Genomic DNA, 6,842 nt, shown 5'->3' on the forward strand with positions numbered 1-6,842 from the left:
CTGGAATTGCGAACTTCGCTGTCACAGCCACAGCACTTTCCGCCGCAGATCCAGATCGTCCCGCAGAACAGCGCTTTCGCCCGTCCAGGTCACCGCGCCGCGTTCCAGCGCCACGGTGCTGTCCGACAGCGCCAGGGCGAGATCCAGATTGTGGTCGACGATGATGATGGAGATCTCCTGCCGCAGCCGGTCGAAGGCCTCGAACAGCTCCTCCGTCACCGCAGGGGAGAGCCCCTCGAAGGGCTCGTCCAGCAGCAGCAGGCGGGTGTCGCCGGACAGCGCGCGGGCGACGGCGACCATCTGCTGCTCGCCGCCGGACAGCGCATCGGCCGGCGTGCGCCAGCGCTGCTTCAGGCGCGGGAAGAATTCCAGCACCTTCTCTTCCTCCCAGTGCTGGCCGGCCCCGGTCAGGCGCTTCAGCCGGCCGAGGGCGAGGTTCTCGGCGACACTCATCCCCGCGAACAGCCCGCGCCCCTGCGGCACGAAGCCGACGCCGCGGCGGGCGATCTGGTCGGAGGGCAGGCCCGCCACCTGCTCGCCCGCCAGCATCATCTGCCCGCGCGCGGGGCGGGTGATGCCCATGACGCTTTTCAGCAGCGTCGATTTGCCGGCGCCGTTGCGGCCCAGCAGCGCCAGGATCTCGCCCTGTCGCAGACTGAAAGAAACACCCTGCAGGATGTGGCTCTTGCCGTAGAAGGTGTGGATGTCGTCGAGCGACAGCAGCACCTCCGGCGAGGCCGCCGAGGGGCGCGGCTTGGCCGCGATGGCGGCGGCGCCGGAGCCGAGATAGACGGCCTGCACACGGGCATCGCCGCGCGCATCCTCGACGCTGCCATCGACCAGCACCTCGCCATCATTCATCACCGTCACGCGGTCGGCGAGGGCAAAGACGCGGTCGATGTCGTGCTCCACCAGCAGCACGGGAATGTCGGTGGAGACCCGCTTGATCAGCTCGCCGACGCGGGTGCGCTCGGCGGTGGCCAGGCCGGCCAGCGGCTCATCGAGAAGAAGAATGCGCGGGCGGGTGGCGACGGCCACCGCCATGTCCACCAGGCGCTGCCCGCCATAGGAGAGCGCCCCGGCCTCGGCGCGCTCGATGCCGGCGAGCCCCATCCAGCGCAGCAGCACCTCGGTGTCCTCGGCCATGTCGGCGTAGGACTCGGCGCTCCGCCACAGGCCGAAGCGCTTGGCGTGCCGCGCCTGCACCGCCAGCCGCAGATTCTCCGCGATGGAGAGGCCGGGGAAGAGGTTGGTGATCTGGAAGGAACGGCCGATGCCGGCGCTCGTGATGGCCTGCGGCTCCATGCCCGTCACGTCGCGCCCGTCGAGCAGGACGCGGCCGGAATCGGGCGGGAACATGCCGGAGAGCAGGTTGAAGGCGCTGGTCTTGCCGGCGCCGTTCGGGCCGATCAGCGCGTGCAGCTTGCGGTCGCCGACCGCGAAGCTGACACCTTTCACCGCCTGGATGCGCCCAAAGCTTTTTTTCAGGGCGTCCGCTTCGAGGACGCAGGAGGTATCGCTACCGGGACGGATGAAGCGCGGCGGCACCGGCTCCGGCACCGTGGTGCGGCGGGCGGACATCGCCGCATCCTCGACCGGCGTCTTGCGGAAGGGGGCGAGCAGGCGCTTGCCGACCCCCACCAGCCCGTCCGGCGAGAAGACGATGAAGCCCACGAAGAGCAGGCCGAAGAACAGCAGCCAATTGGCCGTGTAGATGGAGAGGAACTCGCGGAACAGGATGTAGAACAGCGCGCCGAGCGCCGGGCCCAGGAAGCCGCGCATGCCGCCGATGACGACCATGGCCAGCAGCTCGCCCGAGAAGGCGATGGCGATCGGCTCGGCCGAGGCGAAGCGGTGGTTGTAGGCCGAGAGCATGCCGGCCAGCGCGGTGACGCCGGCCGAGAGGGTGAAGGCCAGCAGCTTGTAGCGCGTGGTGTCGTAGCCGACGAAGCGCGCGCGCTGCTCATTCTCGCGGATGGCGACCAGCACGGTGCCGACGGGGGCGTGGTGGAAGCGCCACAGCGCATAGACCATGCCGAAGCCGATCACCGCGACGGCGGTGTAGTAGGCGGACGAGGAATCGAGGAAGGCGTAGCGGGTGATGCCGCCGAAGCCGTCCTCGCCGCCCGTCAGCTCGGTCCAGCGGAAGGCGATGGTGAAGAGCATCGCCGTCATGGCCAGCGTGAGGAGCGAGAAATAGACGCCGCGGCGGCGCAGGATCAGCAGGCCGACGATGGCGGCGAAGCCGAGCACGAAGACCATGCCGAACAGCATGGGCAGCAGCATGTCGCCGGGGAAGAAATGCCGCTGGATGATGCCGGCGGCATAGGCGCCGATGCCGAACCAGGCGCCATGGCCGAAGGAGACCAGGCCGGTATGGCCGACCAGGATGTTCAGCCCCATCGCCGCGATGGCGAAGATGACCACATCGGTCGCCGATTTCAGGGTGAGCCCGAGGGCGGGCAGCAGGATGGGCAGCAGCAGCAGCGCGGCGAGCGCGATGAGCAGCGGGCGGATCTCTTTGCTCATGATCGGGCTCACTCGAATTTCGCGATGCGCTCGCCGAACAACCCGCGCGGGCGCAGCAGCAGGACGAGCAGCATGAGGAGATAGACCGAGGCCTCGGTGGCCGGCGGGAAGGCGTAAGCCGCGATGCCGCGCACCACGCCCACGATCAGCGCCGCGACCACGACCCCCCAGAAGGAGCCGAGCCCGCCGATGACGACGACGACGAAGGCGAAGGTCAGGATTTCCGCGCCCATCGCCGGATGCACGCCGATGACGGGGGCGAGCATGACGCCGGCGAGTGCCGCGAGGCCCACCGCGATCATCACCACCGCCGACATGTAGGGCTTCAGCGAGATGCCGAGCGCGCCGACCATGTCCGGGTTCTGCACGCCGGCGCGCACGACGCGGCCGAAATGCGTCCGCTGCAGCAGGAACCACAGGCCGAGCACGCAGATCGCGGCAACCGCCAGGATCATCAGCCGGTAGCGGGAATAGATGAACTCGCCGATGAAGACCTGCCCGCGCAGCTCGACGGGGATGGAGAAGGGCAGGGGCGGCGCACCGAAGATCATGCGCAGGGATTGCTCGGCCACCATGGCGAGGCCGAAGGTCAGCAGCAGCGACAGGATCGGGTCCGCGCGGTAGAAGCGGCGCAGCAGGAAGCGCTCGATCACCAGGCCGAGCAGCGCCACCAGCACGGGCGCCACGACGAAGGCGCCGCCGAAGCCGATATGCGGGGCGAGTGCGACGGTGAGATAGGCGCCGATGGCGTAGAAGGCGCCATGCGCCAGGTTGACGATGCCGCCCAGGCTGAAGATCAGCGACAGGCCGAGCGCGATCAGCAGGTAATAAGCGCCGATCAGCAGACCGTTGAGGATCTGCTCGATGAGGAAGACGATTTCCAAGGCCAGGGCTCCCTGCGCCTCCGGTGGCCCCGCGCCGGGTGGCGGCGCGGGGCGCGGGGCAAGCGGATCAGGTCGGGAAGGTGCAGCTGTTCTCTTCCGGCGTGGCGGCGATGGCCTCCAGGCTCTCCTCCGGCCCCGGCACCGGCGGGGAGGAGGTGAAGATGTCGTAGCGGTCGCGCTGCTCGGCCGCCGGCAGGGCGGAGATGGCGTACATCTCCGTCATGATCTGGTGGTCGCGGGCGCGGAAATAGCTCTCGCGGCCCTTCAGCACGTCGAACTTCGCGCCGCTCTCCAGATACTCGACGATGCGCGGGCCCTCGGTGCTCTTGGTCTCGTTCATCGAGCGGGCGAGGATCTTCACCGCGTTGTAGTCGCCCCAGGCCTGGTTCTCCGGCGGGCGACCGAAGCGGGCGCGGAAATCGGCGGTGAATTTCTTCGCCCCCGGGTTCTCCAGCCGGTGGTGCCACATGGTGGGCCAGGTGCCGAGGAAATTGCCCTGGCCGGCGCCCCAGGCCAGCGCGGTGTCGAAGCCGAAGCCGGCCACCGGGAAGCGCAGGCCGAATTCCGAATACTGCTTCAGGAAGTTGGTGATCTGCGCGCCGGCCAAATTGGCGACGATGACATCCGGCCGCGCCTGGCGGATCTTCAGCAGGAAGGGCGAGAAATCGGTGAGGTCCGTCGGGATCAGGTCCTCATTGGCGACGCTGCCGCCATTCTCGGCCATGAAGCGCTTGGCGACCCGCAGCAAATCGTGGCCGAAGGCGTAGTCGGCGGTCAGGGCGTAGGTCTTCTTGCCGCGGATCAGCCCCTGCTGCACCAGCACGCGGCCCACCGCCTTCACATACATCGAGTTCTGGCCCTCGATGTGGAACATGAATTTGCGGCAGTCGCTGCCGCGCAGCGCGTCCGAATTGGCGCCGGTGTTGATGAACAGCGCGCGCTCGCGCTGCACCACCTGGCCGATGGCCAGCGCCGAGGCGGAGTTGATCTCGCCCACGATGCAGCTGACGCGGTCGCGCTGGATGTAGCGCTCGGCCTTGGCGCTGGCGGTCTGCGGGTTGACGCTGTCCTCGAACAGCATCTCCAGCCGGCGGCCATTGATGCCGCCGGCGGCGTTCACCTCATCGGCGGCGAGTTGCGCGGCCTGCACGGCGAACTCGCCGAGCGGGCCGAGGAAGCCGGTGCGCGGCGTCAGGTGCCCGATGCGGACGACATCGGACTGGGCATACGAGATGGCGGGGGCGGCGAGCAGCGTGGCGGCGCCAAGCAGCGCGCCCCGCCGCGTGATGCGGGGGAGCTCGGTCATTCCTGGATCCTCTCCTCTGGCGGGGGGCGGTTTTCCGGGGCCCTCTCCGCGGCGATGCACAGTCGTGATCTGTGATCACAATGAGGCTTGCCTATTCGCCTTGGATTGTCCAGAGGGAAGTGTGTGACGCCCGTCCTTCCCATGGCCCTGGCCAGCCTGCCGCTGCTCGAGCGCCGCACCCTCGGTGAATCGGCCTATGCGCATCTGCGCGACCTGCTCGCTTCCGGCCGCGTGGCGCCGGGGGAGAAGCTGTCCTTGCGCGATTTGTCCGAGGCGCTCGGCGTCTCGGTGATGCCGGTGCGGGAGGCGGTGAGCCGGCTGATCGCCGATGGCGCGCTGGAGGTGGCGCCGAACCGCGCCGTGCGCGTGCCGGTGATGACGCGCGCCCAGTTCCGCGAGCTGGCGGCGGTGCGCGCCGGGATCGAGGGCTGGGCGGCGGAGCTGGCGGCGCAGGCGCGCAGCCCGGCGCAGCTCGCCGCCATCACGGCGGCGGAGGCGGCGATGCGCGGTGCCGAGCACGCGCCGGATCTCGGCCATGCGGTGCAGCTGAACCGCGACTTCCATTTCACCATCTATGATGCGGCGGGGCTGCCCACTTTGGTGGATGTGATCGGTGGGCTGTGGCTGAAGGCGGGGCCGGTGATCAATCTCGACCTGCGGCATTCGCGCGACCGGCTGACCGCGGGCCATGCGCTGCGTTGCCACGCGGCGGCGCTGGAGGCGATCCGCGCCGGGGATGGCGATGCGGCGCGGCGCGCGATCGCCGAGGACATCACGCGGGCGGCGGATTTCATCATCGACAAGGGTGGGTTGCCCGAGGAGTAGGATTTCTTCTTTTTCTGAAGAATTTTTTCAGTTTGGCGTTCCGCATCAGGCCATCAGCGGGACGCCAAGCTGAAAAAGTTTTTTGGTTCTTTTTTTCAAAAAAGAACGCCTTGAATGAACAATAAAAGGGAGCAAGCGACATGGATCTCGGTCTGGCGGGTGCGCGGGTGCTGGTGACCGCGGGTGCGGCGGGCATTGGCCGTGCCATTGTCGAGGCCTTCCTGGCGGAGGGCGCGCGGGTCTTCACCTGCGATGTGGACGAGGCGGGGCTGGCCACCCTGCCGGAGGGTGTCGGCTGGCGCCGTGCCGATGTGGCCGATCGCGGCCAGGTGGCGGCGCTGTTCCAGGCGGCGCTGCTGGAGCTGGGCGGGCTGGACGTGCTGGTGAACAATGCCGGCATCGCGGGCCCGACGGGCCGGGTGGACGAGATCCACCCCGAGGATTGGGACCGCTGCCTGGAGGTCTGCCTGACCAGCCAGTTCAACTGCGCGCGGCTGGCCATCCCGCATCTGCGGGAGAGCGGCAATGCCAGCATCGTCAATCTGTCCTCGGCGGCGGGCAAGCACGGCTTCGCGCTGCGCAGCCCCTATGCGGCGGCGAAATGGGGGGTGATCGGGCTGACCAAGTCGCTGGCGATCGAGCTGGGCGATGACGGCATCCGGGTGAACGCCATCCTGCCCGGCCTGGTCGCCGGCGACCGCCAGCGCCGCGTGCTGGAGGCGAAGGCGCAGAGCCGTGGCGTGTCCTATGCCGAGATGGAGAGGATCGCCTTCGGCTACACCTCGATCAAGGAATACGTCACGCCGCAGCAATTGGCGGACCAGATCCTGTTCCTGGCCTCGCCGCGCGGGCGGACGATCTCGGGGCAGGCGATCAGCGTGGATGGCGACACGCGGATGCTGTCCTGAGGCCTAGCCCAGCTCCTCCACCGGCAGCCCGGCCAGCTCGCCCACGGTGATCGGCTTGTAGGGCGCGCGCGGGCGCAGCGCGCCGGCTTCCTCCAGGGAGATGCCGCGCGTCTCGGCGATCAGGGCCGCGACGGTGGTGCCGCACATGCGGCCCTGGCAGGGGCCCATGCCGGTGCGCAGATAGGCCTTGGCCTGGTTCGGCCCGGTGGCGCCCAGCCGCGCCGCCTGCCGCACCTGGCCGGCGGTCACCTCCTCGCAGCGGCAGACCAGGGTGGCGTCGTCGGCCGGTGCCAGCACCTCCGGCGCCGGGGCGTAGAGCGCGTCGAGGAAGGGCCGCAGCGCCAGCGCCCGGGCCAGGGCATGGCGATGCGGCGCGGCGCGGCGGTCGCG

Annotated in this window: 6 protein-coding genes; 2 read left to right on the plus strand and 4 right to left on the minus strand. The window is 69.2% G+C overall.

The features are described 5' to 3' along the window. Nucleotides 1-21: 21 nt before the first annotated feature. From HMPREF0731_RS08625 to HMPREF0731_RS08635, 3 genes are all read right to left on the minus strand, one after another. A complete protein-coding gene (locus HMPREF0731_RS08625) occupies nt 22-2,529 on the minus strand; it encodes a branched-chain amino acid ABC transporter ATP-binding protein/permease (protein ID WP_007003701.1) in 2,508 nt (835 codons plus the stop codon). A gap of 8 nt (nt 2,530-2,537) precedes the next feature. Beyond that, a complete protein-coding gene (locus HMPREF0731_RS08630; protein ID WP_007003702.1) occupies nt 2,538-3,413 on the minus strand; it encodes a branched-chain amino acid ABC transporter permease in 876 nt (291 codons plus the stop codon). 67 nt (nt 3,414-3,480) lie between these two features. Then, nucleotides 3,481-4,719: an ABC transporter substrate-binding protein gene (locus HMPREF0731_RS08635; protein ID WP_007003703.1), complete on the minus strand. Its 1,239-nt coding sequence runs from the start codon at nt 4,717-4,719 to the stop codon at nt 3,481-3,483. Between the two features lie 123 nt (nt 4,720-4,842). Between HMPREF0731_RS08635 and HMPREF0731_RS08640 the strand changes: the two genes are divergently transcribed. Both HMPREF0731_RS08640 and HMPREF0731_RS08645 read left to right on the plus strand, forming a co-directional pair. Then, entirely contained in the window at nt 4,843-5,544 is a 702-nt protein-coding gene (locus HMPREF0731_RS08640; RefSeq protein WP_245538292.1) for a GntR family transcriptional regulator, read from the plus strand. Between the two features lie 140 nt (nt 5,545-5,684). Further along, nucleotides 5,685-6,452: an SDR family oxidoreductase gene (locus HMPREF0731_RS08645; protein ID WP_007003705.1), complete on the plus strand. Its 768-nt coding sequence runs from the start codon at nt 5,685-5,687 to the stop codon at nt 6,450-6,452. Between the two features lie 3 nt (nt 6,453-6,455). On the opposite strand, the gene HMPREF0731_RS08650 is transcribed toward HMPREF0731_RS08645, so the two are convergent. After that, nucleotides 6,456-6,842, minus strand: a 387-nt coding sequence (locus HMPREF0731_RS08650) for a (2Fe-2S)-binding protein (protein ID WP_007003706.1), incomplete at its 5' end; no start/stop codon positions are given.

The sequence above is a fragment of the Pseudoroseomonas cervicalis ATCC 49957 genome (assembly GCF_000164635.1).
In the GTDB taxonomy this organism is placed as follows: Bacteria; Pseudomonadota; Alphaproteobacteria; order Acetobacterales; family Acetobacteraceae; genus Pseudoroseomonas; species Pseudoroseomonas cervicalis.